The organism is Blastomonas sp. RAC04, assembly GCF_001713435.1.
Lineage (GTDB): Bacteria > Pseudomonadota > Alphaproteobacteria > Sphingomonadales > Sphingomonadaceae > Blastomonas > Blastomonas fulva.
The window spans coordinates 1,481,056-1,502,876 of sequence record NZ_CP016460.1; the positions used below are offsets into that span (position 1 = coordinate 1,481,056).

General features: G+C 64.4%; 17 protein-coding genes. 4 read left to right on the forward strand and 13 right to left on the reverse strand.

The genetic code is table 11. The annotated features are described in order from the left end of the window. Nucleotides 1-55: 55 nt before the first annotated feature. The 7 genes from alaS to dapA all read right to left on the reverse strand — a co-directional run bounded on the left by alaS (nucleotide 56) and on the right by dapA (nucleotide 9,213). A complete protein-coding gene (gene alaS, locus BSY18_RS08010) occupies nucleotides 56-2,719 on the reverse strand; it encodes an alanine--tRNA ligase (protein WP_069050242.1) in 2,664 nt (887 codons plus the stop codon). Between the two features lie 176 nt (nucleotides 2,720-2,895). Beyond that, a complete protein-coding gene (gene recA, locus BSY18_RS08015; protein WP_054134586.1) occupies nucleotides 2,896-3,981 on the reverse strand; it encodes a recombinase RecA in 1,086 nt (361 codons plus the stop codon). Between the two features lie 119 nt (nucleotides 3,982-4,100). Next, nucleotides 4,101-4,448, reverse strand: a complete 348-nt coding sequence (locus BSY18_RS08020) for a response regulator (protein WP_069050243.1) — start codon at nucleotides 4,446-4,448, stop codon at nucleotides 4,101-4,103. 16 nt (nucleotides 4,449-4,464) lie between these two features. Next, nucleotides 4,465-6,927, reverse strand: a complete 2,463-nt coding sequence (locus BSY18_RS08025) for an ATP-binding protein (RefSeq protein ID WP_442856572.1) — start codon at nucleotides 6,925-6,927, stop codon at nucleotides 4,465-4,467. A 113-nt stretch (nucleotides 6,928-7,040) separates the two neighbouring features. Beyond that, entirely contained in the window at nucleotides 7,041-7,595 is a 555-nt protein-coding gene (locus tag BSY18_RS08030) for a DUF2062 domain-containing protein (protein WP_425456413.1), read from the reverse strand. Between the two features lie 260 nt (nucleotides 7,596-7,855). Next, nucleotides 7,856-8,338, reverse strand: a complete 483-nt coding sequence (smpB, locus tag BSY18_RS08035) for an SsrA-binding protein SmpB (protein WP_069050244.1) — start codon at nucleotides 8,336-8,338, stop codon at nucleotides 7,856-7,858. Beyond that, a complete protein-coding gene (gene dapA, locus BSY18_RS08040; protein WP_054134589.1) occupies nucleotides 8,338-9,213 on the reverse strand; it encodes a 4-hydroxy-tetrahydrodipicolinate synthase in 876 nt (291 codons plus the stop codon). Before dapA ends, smpB begins: the two co-directional genes overlap by 1 nt. Nucleotides 9,214-9,309: 96 nt before the next feature. On the opposite strand from dapA, the gene BSY18_RS08045 reads away from it, so the two are divergent. From BSY18_RS08045 to BSY18_RS08055, 3 genes are all read left to right on the forward strand, one after another. Beyond that, on the forward strand, nucleotides 9,310-11,370 hold the full coding sequence (locus BSY18_RS08045; protein ID WP_083231625.1) for a lytic transglycosylase domain-containing protein: 2,061 nt from the start codon (nucleotides 9,310-9,312) through the stop codon (nucleotides 11,368-11,370). 148 nt (nucleotides 11,371-11,518) lie between these two features. Next, the gene (locus BSY18_RS08050; RefSeq protein ID WP_069050245.1) at nucleotides 11,519-11,998 is read left to right on the forward strand and encodes a GreA/GreB family elongation factor; all 480 of its coding nucleotides are present in this window, start codon (nucleotides 11,519-11,521) and stop codon (nucleotides 11,996-11,998) included. A gap of 269 nt (nucleotides 11,999-12,267) precedes the next feature. Next, complete coding sequence (locus BSY18_RS08055; protein ID WP_069050246.1) at nucleotides 12,268-13,662, forward strand: vanadium-dependent haloperoxidase; 1,395 nt, start codon at nucleotides 12,268-12,270, stop codon at nucleotides 13,660-13,662. Nucleotides 13,663-13,724: 62 nt separating this feature from the next. Here BSY18_RS08055 and BSY18_RS08060 read toward each other — a convergent pair whose 3' ends face one another. Together BSY18_RS08060 and BSY18_RS08065 are read right to left on the reverse strand one after the other, a co-directional pair. Then, on the reverse strand, nucleotides 13,725-15,158 hold the full coding sequence (locus BSY18_RS08060) for an aldehyde dehydrogenase family protein (protein ID WP_069050247.1): 1,434 nt from the start codon (nucleotides 15,156-15,158) through the stop codon (nucleotides 13,725-13,727). A gap of 164 nt (nucleotides 15,159-15,322) precedes the next feature. Then, a complete protein-coding gene (locus BSY18_RS08065; protein ID WP_069050248.1) occupies nucleotides 15,323-16,969 on the reverse strand; it encodes an acetolactate synthase large subunit in 1,647 nt (548 codons plus the stop codon). Between the two features lie 393 nt (nucleotides 16,970-17,362). Between BSY18_RS08065 and BSY18_RS08070 the strand changes: the two genes are divergently transcribed. Further along, nucleotides 17,363-18,130 (forward strand): N-acetylmuramidase family protein, encoded by a 768-nt coding sequence (locus BSY18_RS08070; protein WP_083231369.1) that lies wholly within the window; start codon nucleotides 17,363-17,365, stop codon nucleotides 18,128-18,130. A gap of 12 nt (nucleotides 18,131-18,142) precedes the next feature. Here the strand turns inward: BSY18_RS08070 and BSY18_RS08075 are convergent, their stop codons facing one another. From BSY18_RS08075 to BSY18_RS08090, 4 genes are all read right to left on the reverse strand, one after another. Beyond that, a complete protein-coding gene (locus BSY18_RS08075; protein ID WP_069050249.1) occupies nucleotides 18,143-19,087 on the reverse strand; it encodes a D-2-hydroxyacid dehydrogenase in 945 nt (314 codons plus the stop codon). An 18-nt stretch (nucleotides 19,088-19,105) separates the two neighbouring features. After that, nucleotides 19,106-19,462, reverse strand: coding sequence for a hypothetical protein (locus BSY18_RS08080; RefSeq protein WP_069050250.1), 357 nt, complete (start codon nucleotides 19,460-19,462; stop codon nucleotides 19,106-19,108). A gap of 63 nt (nucleotides 19,463-19,525) precedes the next feature. Next, nucleotides 19,526-21,001, reverse strand: a complete 1,476-nt coding sequence (gene cysS, locus BSY18_RS08085; protein ID WP_069050251.1) for a cysteine--tRNA ligase — start codon at nucleotides 20,999-21,001, stop codon at nucleotides 19,526-19,528. Nucleotides 21,002-21,117: 116 nt separating this feature from the next. Next, nucleotides 21,118-21,819 (reverse strand): hypothetical protein, encoded by a 702-nt coding sequence (locus tag BSY18_RS08090; RefSeq protein WP_150126237.1) that lies wholly within the window; start codon nucleotides 21,817-21,819, stop codon nucleotides 21,118-21,120. Nucleotides 21,820-21,821 lie beyond the last annotated feature (2 nt).

Consider the following 21,821-nt stretch of genomic DNA (forward strand, 5'->3'; position numbering starts at 1 on the left):
AGGTGCAACAAGATGGGTCCCTGCCTTCGCAGAGGACCATCATACACCCGAGCAATCAGGCTGCCGGCGCGTTTACCGAAGCGATGACCGCGCGCACCGCATCGAGCGCGGCCTGCGCCTGCGATCCATCCGGACCGCCGCCCTGCGCCATGTCGGGTCGGCCGCCGCCGCCCTTGCCGCCCAACGCCTCAACGCCTGCCCGCACCAGATCGACCGCACTGAACGAGCCGACTAGATCGTCGGTTACCGCAGCGGCAAAGGCCGCGCGGCCATCGTTGACCGCGACCATCGCCGCGATACCCGAGCCCAGCGAGGTCTTCGCCTGATCGAGCAGCCCGCGAAGTTCCTTGGGGTCCAGCCCCTCGATGACCTGCGCGATGAAGCTGACACCGCCGATGCTCTCCACCGCAGGCCCGGCCTTGCCCGAACCGCCGCCCAGCGCCAGCGCTTTGCGCGCTTCGGCCAACTCACGATCGAGCGTTCGCCGCTCGTCGACCAAGGCAGCGATACGAGATTCGACCTCGTCGGGCGCGGTTTTGAGCAGGGCCGCGATCGCCTTGAGCCGTTCGTCACGCCCGACCAGCCATTGCCGCGCGCCTTCGCCGGTCAGCGCCTCGATCCGGCGCACGCCGCTCGAGACCGCGCTTTCCGAGACGATGCGGAAAATGCCGATGTCGCCCAGCGCACGGACATGCGTGCCGCCGCAAAGTTCGACCGAATAATGCTTGTCGGTGGCGCGGCCCATCGAGAGCACGCGGACCTCATCGCCATATTTCTCGCCGAACAGCGCCAGCGCGCCCGCCTTGACCGCATCGTCGGGGGTCATCAAGCGGGTTGTGACAGCCTCGTTGGCGCGGATCTCGGCGTTGACCTCGGCCTCGACCGCAGCGATCTCCGCATCGGAGAGCGCCTTGGTGTGCGAAAAGTCGAAGCGCAGACGGTCGGGACCGACCATCGATCCCTTCTGGGTGACGTGCCCGCCCAGATGGTTGCGCAGCGCAGCGTGAAGCAGGTGAGTGGCGCTGTGGTTGGCGCGCAGCGCATCGCGCCGTTCGACATCGACCGCCAGATGCACGGTATCGCCGACGGCAATGCTGCCCGCCTCGACCCGCGCCTGGTGCGCGTGCAGACGGCCAAGCGGCTTTGAGGTGTCATCGACCACGGCCTTGAGACCGCCAAGCGAAGTGATCCGCCCGGCATCGCCCATCTGGCCGCCGCTTTCACCATAGAACGGCGTCTGGTTGACCAGGATGGTAACGGTGTCGCCTTCGCTGGCCGAAACGATCTCGGCGCCATCGCGCAGCAGTGCGACGACCTGCGCCTCGCCTTCGGTGGCGGTATAGCCGGTGAACTCGGTGCCGCCCTCGCGTTCGGCGATGTCGTACCAGATATCCGCCGAAGCCGCTTCGCCCGAGCCCTTCCATGCGGCGCGCGCAGCAGCCTTCTGCGCGGCCATCGCGATGTCGAACCCGGCGCGATCGACGCCAAGCCCTCTGGACCGCAGCGCATCTTCGGTGAGATCATAGGGGAAGCCGAAGGTGTCGTAGAGCTTGAACGCGGTTTCACCCGCCAGCACTGCACCCTCGCCGAGATCGGCGGTGGCCTCGTCAAGCAGCTTCAAGCCCTTGTCGAGCGTCTGGCGGAAACGGGTTTCCTCACGCTCGAGCGTTTCCTCGATCAGCGGCTGCGCACGGCCGAGCTCGGGGAAGGCCTGCCCCATTTCGGCGACCAGGGTCGGCACCAGACGGTGCATCAGCGGATCGGCGGCGCCCAGAATATGCGCATGACGCATTGCGCGACGCATGATCCGGCGCAACACATAGCCACGCCCTTCATTGGCAGGCAGCACGCCATCGGCGATCAGGAACGAGGTGGCGCGCAGGTGATCGGCGATCACGCGGTGGCTGGCCTGGTTCTCGCCTGTGGTATGGGTGCCGGTGGCCTGGCCCGATGCCGCGATCAGCGCCTTGAATAGGTCGATGTCGTAATTGTCGTGTACGCCCTGCATCACCGCAGCGAGCCGCTCGATGCCCATGCCGGTATCGATCGACGGGCGCGGCAGGTTGGTGCGGCTGCCATCGGCGTGCTGTTCATACTGCATGAACACGAGGTTCCAGATCTCGATGAACCGGTCGCCATCCTCGTCCGGCGAGCCCGGAGGGCCGCCGAAGATGTGATCGCCATGATCGTAGAAGATTTCGCTGCACGGACCGCACGGCCCGGTATCGCCCATCGACCAGAAATTGTCCGAGGTCGCGATGCGGATGATCCGGTCTTCAGGGAGCCCTGCGATCTTGCGCCACAGATCGAACGCCTCGTCATCGGTGTGATAGACGGTGACGGTGAGCTTGTCGGCGGCGAGGCCCCAGGTCTTGTTGACCAGGGTCCAGGCGTGGTGGATCGCCTCTTCCTTGAAATAATCGCCGAACGAGAAATTGCCCAGCATCTCGAAGAAGGTGTGATGCCGCGCGGTGTAGCCGACATTGTCGAGATCGTTGTGCTTGCCACCGGCGCGGACGCATTTCTGCGACGAGGTCGCGCGCGGGTTGGCGCGCTGTTCAAGCCCGGTAAAGACGTTCTTGAACGGCACCATCCCGGCGTTGACGAACATCAACGTCGGGTCGTTGTGCGGAACCAGCGGTGCCGAAGGCACGATATCGTGGCCATTGCCCCCGAAATAGTCGAGGAATGAACGCCTTATGTCGTTTGTCGATGTCATGGCTTGCGACATAAGACGAGTTGCAGCGAGATTGAAGCGTTATGTGCGCAAAAATGAAAGGGCGGCGCGGCCTCTGTGCCGCACCGCCCTTGCCTGTGCTTCTTCCGTTTCATGACCATCGTCCGACAGCAGCCCGTCTCGGCGCCATCAGCGCTTCGACGGACCGCCGCGGCGGCTCACATATCGTCGCCTTCGCCATCTTCGGCATCGGGTCCGGTCATCATTTCCTCGGCGACCTTGTCCTTGTGGCCGCGGATCAGCGCCTCGATCTTCTCGGTCATTTCGGGGTGTTCCTTGAGGAACGTCTTGGAGTTTTCACGCCCCTGCCCGATCCGCACCGAATCATGGCTGAACCAGCTGCCCGACTTCTCGACGATCCCGGCCTTGACGCCCAGATCGAGGATTTCGCCGATCTTGGAGATGCCCTCGCCATACATGATGTCGAACTCGACCTGCTTGAACGGCGGTGCGACCTTGTTCTTGACCACCTTCACACGGGTGGTGTTGCCGACGATATCGTCGCGGTCCTTGATCTGGCCGGTGCGGCGGATGTCGAGACGCACCGAGGCGTAGAACTTGAGCGCGTTGCCGCCGGTGGTGGTTTCCGGGTTGCCGTACATCACCCCGATCTTCATGCGCAGCTGGTTGATGAAGATCACCATGCAGCGCGAGCGGCTGATCGATCCGGTCAGCTTGCGCAGCGACTGGCTCATCAGACGCGCCTGCAGGCCGACATGGCTGTCACCCATCTCGCCCTCGATTTCCGCACGCGGCACCAGCGCCGCGACCGAATCGACCACCAGCACATCGATCGCGTTCGAACGCACCAGCGTATCGACGATCTCGAGCGCCTGCTCGCCGGTATCGGGCTGCGAAACGATCAGTTCGTCGATATTGACACCCAGCTTCTTGGCATAGACTGGATCAAGCGCGTGTTCGGCATCGACGAACGCGGCCGTACCGCCGGTGCGCTGCGCTTCTGCGATCACGTGCAGCGCCAGCGTGGTTTTCCCCGAGCTTTCCGGCCCGTAAATCTCGATCACGCGGCCACGTGGCAGTCCGCCAACGCCCAGCGCGATATCCAGGCCCAGCGATCCGGTCGAAATCGCCTCGACCTGCATCGCCTCCTTGGAGCCCAGCCGCATCGCCGATCCCTTGCCGAAGGCCCGGTCGATCTGTGCCAGCGCTGCATCGAGCGCCTTTTGCCTGTCCATGGATTTCGCCTCTTTTTCGGTCTGGATGAGTTTCAGTTGCCCGGCCATTGCCACGCCTCCCTTGCCTAGTTGCTCCCGCCATCGGGTGCAACGACTCAGTGATGTATATGATTTGTTCTCCTGGAACAAGTAGGGAACATTATCAGAAAAGCAAGACCGGAATGAATTTATCCCAGCCTGTCCAGCGCTGCTTCGAGCGAGGCGGTGGTATAGGGCTTGGCGAGCGTCGGCGCGTCGGCATGCAGCGGCGGGATGGTATCGCCGCCGCCGGTGGCAAAGATATAGGGGATGCCTGCAGCTTCCAGCGCATCGGCTAGCGGCCAGCACTTGTCCTGCGCCAGATTGACGTCGAGGATCGCGGCGTCGAACCCGCCGCTGGCGATGGCATCGAGCCCATCGGACAGGCTGGCGACGATATGCGCCACCTTGTGTCCCAGAAGGTCGAGAAAGTCCTCGAGCAGCATGGCTATCATCGCCTCGTCTTCGGCGATCAGGAATGTCCGGGGTTCAGGCACGGTTGGGGGCGTTCTTTCAGTCTGTCGGTGTGGCCGCGGCCGCGAGCGCGCCGTGGACGGCATCGACGATCTGCGCAACCGAAAACGGTTTGGGAAGGAAATGGACCTGGTCGATCGAGATGCTCTGGCGCAGCGTCTCCTCGGCATAGCCCGACATGAACAGGATCGGCAGGCCGGGCATGCGCTTGCGCATCTCCATCGCCATGCCGGGGCCATCAAGATTGGGCATCACGACATCGCTGACCACCAGATCGAACGGACCGCTGTCGGTGAGCCGCTCCAACCCGTCCTCGCCATCGGTGGCGGTGACGACGGTGAAGCCCTGGCGGGTCAGCGCACGCTCTGCGACGGCACGGACCATGTCCTCGTCCTCGACCAGCAGCAGCCGGGCATTGCCCCATTGGCCCGCGTTGACCTTGACCGGCTTGCGGCTGCGTTGTTCGACCGCGCCACCGCGATAGACGGGGAAGTAGATCGAGAAGGTCGTCCCCTTGCCCGTTTCCGAATCGACGAAGATGTAGCCGCCAGACTGCTTGACGATGCCATATACGGTGGAGAGCCCAAGGCCTGTGCCTTTGCCGACATCCTTGGTGGTGAAGAACGGCTCGAAGATCCGCGCCTGGACATCGGGCGGGATGCCCACCCCGCTGTCCTCGACCAGAATCGCGCTGTAATCGTCGGCGGGCAGGATATCGCTCGCCATCGCGCGCACTTCGGCAGCGGTGATCTTGCGCGTGCGGATGGTGAGCGTGCCGCCCGGCGGGCGCTTGGCGAGCATCGCATCGCGCGCATTGACCGCAAGATTGACGATGACTTGCTCGAGCTGCCCTGGATCGGCGCGCACCGGGCCAAGATTGCGGTCGTGCTGCACCTCGAGCACGATCTTCTCGCCGATCAGCCGCTTCAAGAGCTCCGAGGTGTCCGAGACGATATCGGGCAGCTGCAGCACCTGCGGACGCAGCGTCTGCTGGCGCGAGAAGGCGAGCAGATGCCGGGTCAGCGAGGCGGCGCGGTTGGAGTTGCTGCGGATCTGCTGGATGTCGTCATAGTCGCTGTCGCCAGGGCTGTGCCGCATCAGCATCAGGTCGCAATGGCCGATGATCGCGGTCAGCACATTGTTGAAATCATGCGCAACGCCGCCTGCGAGCTGGCCGATCGCCTGCATCTTGCTGGCCTGCGCGACCTGGCGCTTGAGACGGCTTTCCTCGGAGTTGTCCTTGATCGAGAGCAACACCGCAGCATCGCCCATGCCGCGCAGCCCTGCCAGCGACATCGTCACTGGCTCGTCAGGCTGGTGCCGCAGCCGCAGCGCGACATCGGCGGACATCGCCTGGCCGCTGGCATGCCGGCGCACCGCATCGGCCAGCGCGCCCTTGTCCTCGCGCACCACCAGATCGCCCGGATAGGGTGGCAGCGTGCCTTCGGTGATTCCGGCGGCGCGGATAAAGGCATCGTTGGCGAACAGGAAGCGCCCGTCGCGATCGGTCATCGCCAGACCCACCGGCAGCAGCCCGAGCAGGTTCTGGACATAGCCAAGCGCGGTGCCCTTATCCATGCCGCTGGCGTCTTCATCGATAAGCACGACCAGCGCGGGCGCCTTCTCGCGCTCCTCCGGATCGGTGGTGTGCAACGGATCGACCAGCGGCAGATGGAACAGCCTGAGCGGCACGCCCTTGCGCCCCTCGCGTTCGAAATAGATGCGGTTGCGCTCATCCGCGCGCAGGAAGCTCGCAAGATCACGCCCCACGACATTGCCCGCCTCGGCGCCCGCGGCGCGCGCGGCAAAGGCGCTGTTGGCAGCGCGGATGCGGCCTTCCGGGCTGATCGCTGCGGCCATGAAACCGCCCTCGCCCAGCGCCCGGCCAGGGCGACCCGCCAGCATCTGATCAGCCTCGAGCGCGAGATCGAACTTCTGCACCGGCTCGAACCGCCACAGCAGATAATCCTGCCCGCGGCCCACCCGCTGAACCGCTGCATCGATCCGGGTACCTGCAGTCACCAGCCCTGCAGCGCCGCCATGGCCGTCGCGCCAGGCGTCACGCCCGGCCTCGGCCAGCAAATCTCCCCCCTGCCCCGCCAACGGCAGCTTGGGCGGAACTACCTCTGAGCCGAACAGGTCGACAAAGCGCTGGTTGGCGCAGATCATCCGCCCGGCCTCGTCGGTGATCGCGAGCGCGATGACAGGGTGATCGGTTGCGGCATGGGTGACCGACCAGTCGGGCAGCGCGGCCTGCACCTGCACTCGTGCGGGAAACTGGCGGCGATACACCATGATCAGCGAGGCAAGCCCGACCAGGCCCGCGGCAAACAGCATCAGCGGTACCCAGTCGCCCAGCGCCAGCCAGATCAAACCGCCGCTCAGAACCAGCGCGCCGACAATGATCAGCGCGGTGATGCGGGCATCGGGTGCATCGGGATCGGGCAGTGCGGGCAACCATTCCGGCCAGTCAAGCTCGGGTCGGGCACGGGTGGTGGTCAAGGTCGTCGGGTCCCCCTGCGCGGCCGTAGGGCCCCGCCTGCAAGAGGGTGACGCTAGCGCAAGTTGCGCAGCGTTACAAATTGCAGATGCGGCTCAGGTGCAGGATGTTGCGATCAGGAGTGCCGCACCCGCGTCAGCCTGCGGCGCCTTTTGCCGGCGATCCACACCCGCCAGCCGATGGCGCTGGCAAGATAGCCGATCGCAGCGAGCACAACCGCCAGCACGACCAGCCCGAAGGCGGTGATCGAGGCAGCGCCCGTCAGCCATTCCATCCAGGTTTCGACATGCGGCTGGTTGAGCGCGGTGGCGACCGGCTGGCCATAAGTGGTTGCATCGATCCGCAGGATGAAGCTGCCGATATGATAGCTTGCCAGCCAGAACAGCGGCGTGGTGAAGGGATTGGTGATGAAGGTGGTCAGCGCGGCCACCGGCACATTGGCGCGCACCGGCAGCGCCAGCAGCGCTGCGGCAAAAATCTGGCCCAGCGGGATGATCACGCCGACAAGAACGCCAAGGGCGACGCCCCGCGGCACCGAACGCCGGGTAAAGCGCCACAGTTCAGAGCGCAGCACGCGCGCGGCAAAGGGCTTGATGAAGCGGTTCTGCTCCATGCTCTCGCGCGTCGGCAGATTGCGTCCCACCCAGCGGCTGAACCGGCCTTCAGTCAACTCCAAACCCTTGTGCCCTTATCGATCGCTACGCCAGCGTCGATGCCCCATGTGGGAACACCGCCGCAAAAGGCCATAGCCCATGATGGATTAAAACGACGTTTACCCAATTCCGGCGCGAATCGGTAGCGACCCCTTGCAGCACAGCCCATAGCGGACCTGCGTGATCTGGCGCACGTCATGTCACGAACCGACGGCTTTTTTCGATGATCGGAGCCCGACGCGAGCATCACGCTCCGCCTGCGACTTGAAGGCAGGTGCTAGCCCTTGTCGCGCATGATGCGGCCCTGGTCGCGTTTCCATTCGCGCTCCTTGGTCGCGGCGCGCTTGTCGGGGGCCTTCTTGCCCTTGGCGAGTGCAAGTTCGACCTTGGCGCGGCCGCGGCCGTTGAAGAACACAGAGAGCGGCACCAGGGTCATCCCCTGCCGGTTGACCGCGCCGTGCAGCTTGCTGATCTCGCGCGAATGCAGCAGCAGCTTGCGGGGGCGCTTGGGTTCGTGGTTCTCGCGGTTGCCATGGCTGTATTCGGGGATGCTCGAGTTGATCAGCCAGATCTGCTCGTCCTTCACCTCGGCATAGCTTTCGGCGATCGAGCCCTGGCCCGAGCGCAGCGCCTTGACCTCGGTTCCGGTCAGCGCGATGCCAGCCTCGTACACCGTATCGATGGCATAATCGTACCGCGCGCGCCGGTTTTCGGCGACGATCTTCTGCTTGTCAAAGGCTTCCGGTTTGGGCCGCGCCATCAAATAAGCCCGGCGTGAACCAGGGCGGCATCGACCGCCTTGCGGCTCTTCTTGTCAGGCGGGGTCATCGGCAACCGCAGATCGGGCAGGAAATCGGGCCGCACGCGGTTGATGGCATATTTGACCGGGCCGGGCGAGGCATCCGAGAACATCGCAGAATGCAGCGGATACAGCCGGTCGTTGAGCGCCAGCGCCGCCTTGTAATCACCCTTGGCGAGCGCCGCCTGGAACTGCGCGCACAGCGCCGGGGCGACGTTTGCGGTTACCGAGATGCAGCCCACCCCGCCCATCGCGCGGTGGCCCAGCGCAAGCTCGTCATTGCCCGACATCTGGCAGAACTTCTTGCCGCACTGCGCGCGCTGGGCGCTCACGCGCTCAAGATCACCGGTGGCATCCTTGACCCCGATGACGGTGGGGAAGCGCGACAACTTGGCCATCGTCTCGACCTTGATGTCGGTGACGGTGCGCGCGGGCACGTTGTAGAGCATGATCGGCAGGTCGCACGCCTCGGTCAGCGCCTTGAAATGCGCACGCACGCCGTCCTGGCCCGGGCGGTTGTAATAAGGCGGCACGACCAGCGCCGCGCTGGCGCCGGCGGCCTTGGCGTTGAGCATGTGGCCGATGGCAACCTTGGTGTCGTTCGATCCGCAGCCGGCGATCACCGGAACGCGCCCGGCGGCCTGCTCGACGCACACGCGCACGATGTAATCATGCTCCTCGATCGACATCGTCGCGGCCTCGCCGGTGGTGCCGCACGGGACCAGACCGGAACTGCCGTTCTCGATCTGCCAATCGATCAGGGCACGAAATGCGGGCTCGTCAAACGATCCGTCGCGGAACGGGGTCGCAAGGGCCGGAATTGAGCCGGAAAACATCGGGTAGCTCCTTTACCTCGCCCGCAAATCGGGCAAGAAGATTTCGAGACGCACATAGCTGTGTGTTCAGCGCCTGATAAGGATCGAAAGCGCATGATGTCCAGCATGGTTTCACGAATTGCAATTGCGCGCAGCACTGCCGCACTCATCGCCCTGCCCTTGCTGGGTGTCCCTGCCGCTTGCCTGGCAAGCGATCAATCGTCCGATTATGCGGCCAGCAGCGCGCCGATGAGCCGATCCGGCGACGGCAGCGACTGGGACCGCGCGCGCGCGCAGCTGCTGCAGTCGATGCCCGCCGACATGTCGGGCACCATCGCCAACTGGCGTTCGCTGACCACCAGCCCCAACAACTACACTTTCTCCACCTTCGCGAGCTTCCTGATTTCGAACCCCGGCTGGCCCGATGAGGACAAACTGCGCCGCAGCGCCGAGCAGGCGCTGGGCATCAGCCCCGCCGCGCCGCAGGAGGTGGTCGCCTATTTCACCCGCTTCGCGCCGCTGACCAATGTCGGCCGCGCGCGCTATGCCGTGGCGCTCGATGCGGTCGGCCAGCGTGAGGCTGCGCGCGCCGAGGCCGCCAGGGCCTGGCGCGGCGGCACCATGATGCCCGAAGACAAGATGCGGCTGTTCAGCCTGTTCGGCACGGGCTTCTCGCTAGCCGATCATGACGCGCGGATGGACGCGCTGCTCTGGGCCAGGGCAACGCCCGATGCAGAGGAGCAGTTCGGCTTCGTCTCGCCCGAGCGCCGGGCAATCTTTGCCGCGCGCCTCGCCATGCTAAAGAACCTGCCCGATGCCGACAGTCTGGCCGGATCGCTGGGAGCAGAGGCGATGCGCGATGCAGGCTATATCGCCCAGCGCGCCAAAAGGCTGAACGACAGCGGCAACTGGGGCATGGCGCGCACGATGCTCGCTACCCGCCCGCCGCTGCAGTATCGCCCGGTGAACCCCGAGGCCTGGTACGAGACGCTGCTGGCGCAGGCGCGCGCGGCGAACAATGACGGCCAGTACAGCACCGCCTTCGACATCGCCTCCAGGGTCGACGACGCGTTTCCCGATGGCCATGACATCTCGGACGAGAGCCTGGGCGTGCGCGATGATTACACCAGCCTGACCTGGCTCGCCGGAACGGTGGCGCTGCAGAATCTCGGTCGTCCGCGCGATGCCATCGGCATGTTCGCGCGCTATGGCGGCGGCGCGCGCACCCCGCAGACCCGCTCCAAGGGCTATTACTGGGCCGGACGCGCTGCGGCCGTTGCCGGCGACACGACGCAGGCGACCCGCTATTTCGAGATGGCCGCTGCCTATCCCGATCATTATTACGGCCAGCTCGCCACCGAGCGGCTGGGCCGCGAGATTGCCCCGTTCGCCGAGGCACCGCGCGTGCAGGTGAGCGCGGTCGAGCGTGGACGCTTCAATGCAAGTTCGCTGGTGCAGGCGACGCAGGTCATCGCGCGCAGCGGCGACTGGCCGACCCAGCGGCGCTTCTTCGGAGCTGTCGCCGCTTCTGCCAAAACACCCGAAGAGCATGTGATGGCCGCAGAGCTTGCGCGCCAGATCGGGCGCCGCGACCTTGCGGTGATCGTCGGCCAGGCGGCACGGACCAAGGGCGTGGACGACCTCCAGTCGCTCGCCTTCCCGCAGATGCCGGTGCCGCCAGGTTTCCAGAACAACTGGACCATGATCCACGCGATCACCCGGCAGGAAAGCCAGTATGCGCAGAACGCGGTCAGCCATGCCGGCGCGCGCGGGCTGATGCAGCTGATGCCCGGCACCGCGCGCGAGCAGGCGGGCAAGATGGGGCTGAGCTATTCGATCGGCGCGCTGACCGACGACACGCAGTACAATATCCAGCTGGGCGCGGGCTATTTCGCGCGCATGATGGATTATTTCGGCGGCAGCTATCCGCTTGCGGTGGCGGCCTATAACGCAGGCCCCGGCAATGTGAACAAATGGCTGCGCGCCAATGGCGATCCGCGCATGGGCGGTATCGACATCGTCGAATGGGTCGAGAAGATCCCGATCTTTGAGACCAAGAACTATGTCCAGCGCGTGCTCGAGAACGCCGTGGTCTATGACGTGATGCACCCCGAGCGTTCGACGATGCGGGGCAACAACAAGCTCACCCGCTATCTGGGAAAGAACAGCCCCGGCTGAGTCCTCTCCGTCATTCCCGCGAACACGGGAATCCCGCTTTTTCTGTAGGGTTGCGCAGAAGTGGGACCCCCGCGTTCGCGGGGGTGACGGTAAGTGATTTGCCGATGTGTTGGTCGCCTTGTCGACCCTGCCTTGCTAAAGCCCGCTCATGGACCGCCCCAACCACATCACCCCTGCAGGCTATGCCGCGCTCAAGGCGCGCTATGACCATCTGCTCGGTGTCGAACGCCCGGCGATCGTCGAGATCGTCAGCTGGGCTGCGGGCAATGGCGATCGCAGCGAGAACGGCGATTATCTGTATGGCCGCAAGCGGATGCGCGAGATCGATCGCGAACTGAACCGGCTCGCGCGCAAGATGAAGGCCGCCAAGGTCATCGACCCCAAGGAGCAGCAGGACACCGGCCGCGTGTGGTTCGGCGCCGAGGTCCAGATCGCTGATGAGGACGATGCGCGCCGCACGCTCACCCTGGTGGGCGATGACGAGCAGGACGCGGGCGCTGGCCGGATCGGCTGGAATTCGCCGTTGGCGCGCGCGCTGCGCGGCGCTGCGGTGGGTGATCTGCGTATGGTGACTCTGCCGGGTGGCACCAAGGAGTGGGAAGTGATGGCCATCGCCTATCCCGGCTGAGCGCCTGTCCAGCCTGAGCGGCAGAAGCCGTCTTTCATCCTCAACAAAAGTTTAACACTAAAACTGTCGCATCTGTCCTATGGGTGACACGTAAAGCCAAGTAACATGGCTATGCGTGAACCAAGGCCGTGGTCGATGCCGTCACGCCTGCGAATATCATAATATCATCAGTAATGCACGCCCACCCAAAAGGTGATCGTATCCGTGTGTCCCGTTCATCCTTTGCCCGCAATTGGCAGAGCGATGACGCTTGCCTGAAGGAAATGACAATGAATCCCGTTTTGTATTGGAATGCTATACTTCTGGAATGCTCGCGCCGTGATTTCACGCGCGGCTTCAACAACGCCCAGCAACCCGGTCCCATCCGCACCTCGCGCGCGATGGCGATCGTTCATCTAGCCATCCATGATGCGGTGGCCTTCGCCAGCGGCAATCCGGGCGCTGCTTGGCTCAGCAAGAAAGGCATCGCGCACGGCGTTGGCCCTGCCCCCGGCGGTAGCGTGACCGACATCATCGCCGGCGCGGCGGTGGTGACGCTGAAGGCGATGTACCCGCGCTACGGCATCTATATCGACGATTCGACCGGCGCGGTGAATGCAGCGCGTTTTGCCTATGGCCAGCAGGTCGGCCAGGCGATCCTAGACGCGCGCGCCGCCGATGGATCGAACATCGACATCGCCACAAACCAGCCAGCCAACCCGGTCTACGGCCAGCATCGCGCCGATCCGTTCCAGCCCGGGCAGAACCGGCTGGGGCCGGTGTGGGGCAATGTCACCCGGTTCACCGGCGCCGCCAACCAGCCGCTCGATCCGTTTCCCGGAAGCGGGCTGGCCGACTATCTCGCCAATCCCGACTACAGGGACGATTTCGACGAGGTCCGCGACTACGGGGCGAAACTGCGCGGCGAGCGCAACGCCGAACAGGAGCGCATCGGGGTCTATTGGGGCTATGACGGCGCGATGAACCTGGGCGTGCCGCCGCGGCTGTACAACCAGGTCGCCCGCCGCGTCGTCGAGCCGCTCGCGCTCAATATCCCGCGTGCCGCCGAGTTGTTCGCGCAGCTCAACGTCGCGATGGCGGATTCGGGCATTGACGCGTGGCACTGGAAGTATTTCTACGACCTTTGGCGCCCGGTGGTCGGGCTGCGCGAGGAAGACGCGACGCGCGGCGGCGATCCGTTCTGGGCACCTTTGGGCGCACCGCAGACCAATACCGCCGGCCCGATGACGCGGACGCCCAACTTTCCCGCTTATCCTTCGGGCCATGCCACCTTTGGCGCGGCACTGTTCCAGACGCTGCGGTTGGCGCTCAACACCGCGCCGGGCCCGATCACGCTCAAGGACGTGCTCGACGTCGAAACGCACAACAGCGCCCCGATCGCCAAGGAGAGCTTCAGCTTCGTCTCGGACGAGCTCGACGGCATTGCCAGCGATCCCGATGGCTCGACCCGTACCCGGGTGGACAAGGCCTTCGACAATTTCGCCGAGGCGGTGTGGGAAAACTCGGTGAGCCGGATCTATCTGGGCGTGCACTGGCGGTTTGACGGCATCCCGCGGCGCGATGGTGAGAACATCGGTGGCGTGCCGCTGGGGCTCGCGATCGGCAGCGAGGCGCATGACTTCTTCAACACCGCACCGTCGCTGGGCGGGGTTGTGATGCCTTAACTGAGCAGACTTCGTCGGCAGGGTTGCGCCGTCCCACTCGGGCGGTGCAACCCTCTGGTGGACTACTGGCCCCGGATCAGCAGGTTGCGAATCTCGGTCATGTCTTCCATGGCAAAGCGGATGCCCTCACGGCCCAACCCCGAATCCTTGACCCCGCCATAGGGCATGTTGTCGATGCGGAAGCTGGGGACGTCGTTGATCACGACGCCGCCGACATCAAGGTGATCCCAGCAGTCGAACATCTTGAACAGGTCGCGGGTGAAGACGCCTGCCTGCAGTCCGAACTTGCTGTTGTTGACCTCGGCCATCGCTGCGCCAAAGTCGGTGAAGCTCGAGAGTACCGCGACCGGGCCGAACGCCTCTTCGGTGACGATCTTGGCTTCGTGCGGCACGTTCTCCAGCAAGGTCGCTTCGAGCATCGCGCCATCGCGCTTGCCGCCGCACAACAATGTGCCGCCCAGCGACACCGCCTCCTGCACCCAGCCATCGAGGCGGGCCGCCTCTTTGACGTGGATCATCGGGCCGATAAAGGTGTCGCGGTCCTTGGGATCGCCCGCGATCAGCGTCTTGGCCTTGGCGACCAGCATGTCGCGGAAGCGATCGTAGACATCGGCGTGGATCAGGATGCGCTGCACCCCGATGCAGCTCTGGCCGGACTGATAGAACGCGCCGAAGATCACGCGCTCCATCGCGTCGTTCAGATTGGCATCAGCATCGATGATCACCGCAGCGTTGCCGCCGAGTTCGAGCACGACCTTTTTCTTGCCGCAGCGCGCCTTCAGATCCCAGCCCACATCGGGCGATCCGGTGAACGAGAGCAATTTCAGGCGGTCGTCGGTGGTGAACAGGTCCGCGCCATCGCGGCTGGCGGGAAGAATCGAGAACGCGCCCTTGGGCAGGTTGGTTTCGGCCAGCACCTCGCCCATGATGATCGCGCCCAGCGGCGTGCGGCTCGCTGGCTTCATCACGAACGGGCAGCCGACCGCGATGGCAGGCGCAATCTTGTGCGCGGCGAGATTGAGCGGGAAGTTGAACGGCGAGATGAACGAGCACGGGCCGATCGGCACGCGCTTCCACATGCCGCGATAGCCCTTGGCGCGCGGGCTGATGTCCATCGTCTGGACCTCGCCGGTCATCCGCACCGATTCTTCCGCCGCAATGCGGAAGGTGTCGATCAGGCGGCTGACCTCGCCTTCGCTATCCTTGATCGGCTTGCCCGCTTCGACGCACAGTGCATAGGCGAGTTCTTCCGAACGCTCCTTGAACCGCGTGACGCAGTGGTTGAGCACCTCCTGCCGCTCATAGCTCGGCATCCGCGCCATCGGCTCTGCCGCCTCGACCGCACCTGCGATCGCTGCATCGATCGTCGCGGCATCGGCCTGCGCGACGCGGAACGCGACCTCTCCGGTGAACTTGTCGGTTACCTCCAGATCGGTGTTCGGCTGCTGCGCCTCGTTGTTGAGATAGAGCGGGTAGACGGATTTGAGGGTGGTCATAACAAGTCCCTTGAAGCCCTCTCCCTTTGAAGGGAGTGGGTTGGGAGAGGGGGCCGCCCTCCCCCTTGGCATGAAGTGGGCAGTGGGAAATCCATTCCCCTCTCCCCGGCCCTCTCCCCTGAGTCGCAGACGAGCGAAGCTCAACGGGAGAGGGGGATTTCTGATTAAAGCTCTTTCGCCATCTTCTTGATGTCGATATTCAAGATCTGGTCGTTCTCCGAATAATCAACCGGGCAATCGATGAGATGCACTCCTGGCGTGTCGCGCGTATGCGCGAGCAGTTCCTTCAGATGCTCGGCGCTTTCGACACGATAGCCGTTGGCGCCATAAGCCTCGGCGTATTTCACGAAATCGGGGTTGCCATAGGTCAGGCCCCAGTCCTGGAAGCCCATGTTCGCCTGCTTCCAGCGGATCATGCCATAGCTGTTGTCGTTGAGGATCAGCACGGTCATGTTGAGTTTCAACCGGACCGCGGTTTCCATCTCCTGGCTGTTCATCATGAACCCGCCATCGCCGCAGATCGCCAGCACCTTGCGGTCGGGATAGACCATCGCCGACATCATCGCCGAGGGCAGGCCTGCCCCCATGGTGGCGAGCGCATTGTCGAGCAGCACGGTGTTGGGCCGGTACGCGTCATAACCACGCGCAAACCAGATCTTGTAGACGCCGTTGTCGAGGCAGATGATGCCGTCGTCGGGCATCGCGTTGCGGATTTCCTGCACCAGATAGGGCGGGAAGATCGGGAAGCGCGCATCGCCCGACAGCGACTTGGTGTGATCGACCTCGGCCTTGCGGAACGCCAGCATGTGGTCGAACTTCCACCCGCCATTGGGGACGATATCTTCCTTCATCTGCCAGATCGCATTGGCGATATCGCCGATCACCTCGATCTCGGGGAAATACACCGGATCGACCTCGGCGGTCTTGGACGAGATGTGGATCACCGGCGTGCCGCCGGGATGCATGAAGAACGGCGGCTTTTCGATCACGTCATGGCCGATGTTGACGATCAGGTCGGCAGCTTCCACCGCGCGGTGGACGAAATCGCCCGCCGACAGCGCGGCGCAGCCGACGAACTTGGGGTGCCGCTCGTCGATCACGCCCTTGCCCAGCTGGGTGGTCAGGAACGGGATGCCGGTCTTCTCGATGAACTGCAGCAGCATGCGGCTGGTCATCGTGCGGTTAGCCCCTGCCCCGATCACCAGGATCGGCGACTTGGCCTGCTCGAGCGCGGTGACCGCGGCGCGGATCGACTTCTTGTCGGCATTGGGTCGCCGGGTCTGGCTGGGCTTCAGCGGCACCGAATCGGTCTTTTCCTCGGCAATGTCCTCGGGGAACTCGATATGCGTGGCGCCGGGCTTTTCCTCCTCGGCCAGGCGGAACGCCTCGCGGATGCGGCTGGGGATGTTGTCAGCGCTGGCCAGCTGATGGGTGAACTTGGTGATCGGCTTCATCATGCCGACGACATCGAGGATCTGGAACCGGCCCTGCTTGGATTTCTTGATCGGCTTCTGGCCCGTCACCATCAGGATCGGCATGCCGCCCAGCTGGGCATAGGCTGCGGCGGTGACGAAGTTGGTAGCACCGGGGCCCAGGGTGGCCATGCACACGCCGGTCTTGCCGGTGTGGCGTCCATAGGTCGCCGCCATGAAGCCGGCCCCCTGTTCGTGACGGGTGAGGATGAGCTTGATCTTGGTCGACCGGCTGAGCGAATCGAGCATGTCGAGATTTTCCTCGCCGGGAACGCCGAAGATGTACTCGACGCCCTCTTCCTCCAGGCACTGGATGAACAGATCGGATGCTTTGGTCATGAATTAACTCCCCCGGAAACCGAAAATGGCTTGTCGTTGCAATCGTGCGACCGAAAGGATGACCGGGCGGTGCGTTATGCTTGGGCTACCCGGGCGGAATGTGCGATGCGGAAAAACCATGGGCTCCGCCGCCCACGCCCCGTGTGACGCAAGGCATAACCCCAAATATTTGCCGAGTCACCCGTCAAAAGTGCTGTCCCTGTCCGGGGCGCGGAACACCTGCTGGTATCGCCTGCACGGCGGCCGGGCGCTGGGTATCCAACAGCCTGTCAATGTAGGAATTGGACCAGTATCCTGGAGAATTAACCGATCATAACTTTGCGATTGCGGGGCTGGCGATACAGTATCGGCTGCCCTGCCGGCGTCGTGTTTGCTGTCAAAAGGTCAATGCCCATGGACCGCTCCCCCGTCTTTTCTGCGATCAAGGCCCTGCGCTCCGGCCAGTCCTTCACCCAGGCCGATGTGACCGCAATCGATAGTCTGCTCGATACGCTGGGGATTGCCCGATCGACGGGCACCGCTGCCACCGCGACCAAGATCGGACTGACCGAAGCGGACTTTCAGCAAGTCGCCGCAGCGCTGGGCTGCACCGTCGCGCAGATCCGCGCGGTGTGGGAGGTCGAAAGCGGCGGCGGCTGGTTCAGCGACGTCCGCGGCGACATCCTGGCGCTTGACGGCCCCGGCGGCTTTCTCGACGGGCCGCATCTGCCCAAGATCCTGTTCGAGGCGCACATCTTCGATCGCTATACCGAAGGCAAGTACCGCGCGAGCCACCCCAACCTGTCGAGCGCGCGCTGGAACCGGAAGCTCTATGTCGGCGGCCAGGGCGAATACATCCGGTTGTGGAGGGCGATGGCGCTGGATCGCAAGGCGGCGCTGCTATCCGCCTCCGTCGGCGGCGCGCAGATCATGGGGTTCAACCACCAGGCCGCGGGCTTCCCCACGGTCGAGGCGTTCTGGGACGCGATGAAGCAGTCCGAAGCCGCGCATCTCAAGGCCTTCGCCGCGTTCATCACCTCGAAAAAGCTGGTGAGCGCGCTGAGAGCGATCAGCAATGTCGCAGCGGCGTGCATGGCCTTTGCCAAGGGATATAACGGCGCGGGCTTTGCCGCGAACAACTATCATGTGAAGATCGCCGCCGCGCATGCCAAATACAGCTGACGGCGATCTCGATCAGTATCCCAGTGCGAGGTCGACCTCGTTGACCAGCGCCTCGCCGCGCACATAGCGGCCCAGATTGTCCGCAAACAGGGCCGCGGCCCGCTGGAACATCCGGTTCTGCGCGCGGCCCGAGAGGTGCATCGAGATCTGCACATTGGGGAGAGTCCACAGCTCATGATCGGCCGGTAACGGCTCGGGCGTGGTGACGTCGAGAAACGCGCCCGCGATGGTCTTGCCCCTGACCGCGGCGATCAGCGCGTCCTGATCGACGCATTCGCCGCGCGCGATGTTGACCAGGATCGCCTCGGGTTTCATCGCGGCAAGCTCGTCGGCACCGATCAGCGCATCGGTTTCGCGCGTGGAAGGCGTCGCAATGACCACCCAGTCATACTCGCCGATCCGCCCGCGCCACTGGTCAGCTCCCAGCATCCCGGCGTCGGGCCGCGCGGTGCGGGCAACCCCGGTTACCTCCACCCCGAAACCCTTCAGCCGCTCGCCGATCGCCGAACCGATCGCACCATAGCCGATGACCAATGCGCGTGTTTCGTAAAGCTCGATCGTCCCGGGCGAGGTCCACAGCCACTCGCGCCTGTCCGCGGCGCGCACGACGTCAGCATAGCCCTTGGCCATGCTGAGCATGCCCAGCACCGCGTATTCGGCGACCGCGATGGTGTTGATGCCGACGCCGTTGGTGACCCGGGTGCCGCGCGCGGTCAGCTCCTCGACCGGGAAATGGTCGAGCCCGGCATAGAGGGTGGAAACCCATTTCAACCCGGTGCCCGCCAGCACCACATCGCGCATCGCCTGCTTGTCGTGCATGTCGACCCAGGCGATGTCGGCATTGGCCACCTCGACCCTGGCCTCGTCCGCCGAACCGATCCACACCACATCGACGCCATCGGGGATGGCCGGTTCGAGCAATGGTCGTACGAGTGCGGAAATCACGGCCTTGGTCATTGAAAAGCTCCCTGTGCGTCAGGCCCTGTAGGCGAGACAGCCAGCAGCAATAAGCAGCGGCAGGGCAGCAAGGTCAACAAGCGCAATGCTTCGCAGCGATGCAGGCGCTCCCGAAGACCAGAACAACACAAGAAACGAAACCATGCTGACGGCGGCCACCACTGCCGCCAGCCGGCGAACGCCGGGGTCGAAGATCGCCCAGATACAGACGACAACCACGCATGCAAACAATGCCGCGCGGTGCTGGACGAGAAGGAACGCCGGGTCTGCGGGGGCCATTCCGTAAAGGGCCGCCAGCAGGCCCGGCTGGAACAGTGCCGCTGCCGGCAACACGTGAACCGCGCAGATCAGCAGCCAGAGGATCGGTTGGAGCATGTCGGCATTCTAACGAATGCGACCGCATCTGCGATTACGCTGTAGGTAAACGTCAACAAATCTCTAGACCTCGATCCGCCACTCCCAGCCCAGCGGATCGCCGTCCATCACCTCGACCCCCGCGGCTGTCAGCTCGTCGCGGATCGCGTCGGATGCGGCGAAGTTCTTGTCCGCGCGCGCATCCTTGCGCAGCTTGAGCATGTGCTCGATGCGCGCCTCATCGATCTCGATCGCCACCGGGCGGAGGCGCAGCGCCGAACGCTCGAGTGCCATCAGGTCGAGCCCCAGCACCGCATCCATCGCCCCGATCGCTGCGAGCCGCTGGCCCGCATCGATCTTCTTTTGCGCCAGAGCCTCGTCCAGCACGGTCAGCGCCTTGGCGGTGTTGAGATCGTCGGACACCGCAGCATCGAAATCTCCCAGCAACTGCACCAGTCGCGGGTGATCAACGCTCGGCGCGGCGCTCGCGCCGGAGCGCAATGCCGCCACTGCCATCACCAGCCGCTTCAGCCGCGTCAGCGCCGCGAGCAGATTGTCCCAGCTGAACTCGAGTTCGCTGCGATAGTGCGCCTGCAGGCACATCAGCCGATAGGCGAGCGGGTGGAACCCCTTGTCGATGAGCAGCTGCAGCCGGAGGAACTCACCGCTCGATTTCGACATCTTGCCGGTGCGGTCGATCAGGAAGTTGTTGTGCATCCAGATCTTGGCGCCCGAATTTCGCGGATCATCCAGGCCGTTCGTGCAGCAGAATGCCTGATTCTGGGCGATTTCATTGGGATGATGAATCTCGCGGTGGTCGATACCGCCTGTATGGATGTCGAAGGGGAAGCCGAGCAGCTTTTCTCCCATCACCGAGCACTCCAGATGCCAGCCTGGCGCGCCCCGACCCCAAGGCGAATCCCATTCCATCTGCCGGGTCTCTCCGGGCGGAGTCTTGCGCCAGATCGCGAAGTCGGCGGCGTTGCGCTTGCCTTCCACGCTCTCGATCCGGCCCTCACCGTCCTCGGTCACCGCGCGCGCCAGGCGGCCATAATCGGCCACAGTCGACACATCGAAATAGAGCCCGCTGTCCAGCTCATAGCAGTGCTTGTCGGCCATCGACTTGCCCCACTCGATCATCGCCCCGACATATTCGGTCGCACGCGGGTGCTGCTTGGGCTGGACATTCAGGCGAGCCAGATCGCGCTCGAAATCCTCCTGATAGAAGCGCGCGATATCCCACGCAGACTTGCCCTCGCGCGCAGCCATGCGCTCCATCTTGTCCTCGCCCTCGTCGGCGTCGGACGTCAGATGGCCAACATCGGTGATGTTGATGACATGGGTGAGCTTGTAGCCCTTCCACTGCAACGTGCGTCCCAGCGTATCGGCAAAGACATAGGCCCGCATGTTGCCGATATGCTGGTAATTGTAGACCGTCGGCCCGCAGCTGTAGACGCGAGCCTCGCCGGCATGAACGGGCGTGAAGGGCTCGACCGCGCGCGTCAGGCTGTTGAACAGCATCAGCGGTGCGGCTTGGGGATCGGGTGCAGGCTGGGTCATGATGCGGCAACCCTTGCCTGCAAACCGCGCGGGCCGTCAAGCACCATGGCGCAGACACAAAAACCCCGCCCGCGCCGGTCGCAGCGGCACGGGCGGGGGATAAAATCGCGGTTGGTTCAGCGATCGCCTGCGGGGCTGACCTCCTGCTCGACGGCGGCCATCGTCTCGACCAGCAGACCGAGCTGGTTCTCGCAGCCATTCTCGATCAGCGTGCCGGCCAGTTCGTCGACCTCTGCCGGAACGCTGGGCAGCACCACCAGGTCGATCTTTCTGGCCGCGCCATCGGGTCCGGTCAGCGTGTAGCTGCTGCCGCTGACCACCGGCACTTCGGCAAAGGGCCAGACGCGGTTGCCCGATCCCTTCTTCCACAGCAGATCGGCCTTGGCGCCGCTGGCGTTGGCGAGCTTGAGGTTCACGTCGTCGGCGACGCTGGCGCGCCAGAACAGCAGGCGGTTGGGCTCGGCCACGCAGAACTTGCCCGACTGGCTGGCATCGATGAACCACAGATTGGGGCTGCGGGGCGCCGAAGGCTTGGCTGCGGACGGCGCACCGCGCACGGCTCCGGTCCGGGTCCGGCTGGCACCGCCGCTGGTAGACAGCAGGCTGGCGATCTGCGTGCTCTGCGTCTGGTCACGCTTGACCGCGCCATCGAGAGTGAAGGTACCGGGGCCCGAAAGGACGCGGGTGCCGGCCTTGTCGAGCACGGTCACGCGGTCGCTGGCCTTCAGTACCACTTTGGTGTTGGCGGGCAGCTTCTTGCCGGCCGGATATTGCGCAGCGGAAGGCCCCGCCGATCGCACCACCATGGACTGGGCCATCG